Annotated in this window: 1 pseudogene; it reads left to right on the top strand. The window is 60.0% G+C overall.

The features are described 5' to 3' along the window. Window positions 1–235: pseudogene (locus ACLJNW_RS28610) on the top strand (hypothetical protein); the annotation flags it as partial.

Raw genomic sequence — 235 nt, 5'->3', positions numbered from 1 at the left:
ATCTCGAGCACAAGGTGACCGGGATCTCGGGTGACGCCGTCAACGGCTTCGTGGCTCACACACAGGAACACGATTACCGCGGCACGGTCGTGGTTATCGCCACAGGGGTGCTGGACCACTTCCCCCACTTCCCCGGATGGGAGGAATACGTCGGCATCAGCATGTTTTGGTGCATCACCTGCGACGGCTACGAATCACGCGGCAAGGACATCATCTTCGCCGGTCACACCAACGA

It is taken from the genome of Salmonella sp. SAL4457, assembly GCF_046548235.1.
Taxonomy (GTDB): Bacteria; Pseudomonadota; Gammaproteobacteria; order Enterobacterales; family Enterobacteriaceae; genus Salmonella; species Salmonella enterica.
This window is presented reverse-complemented; position numbering and strand designations above follow the sequence as displayed.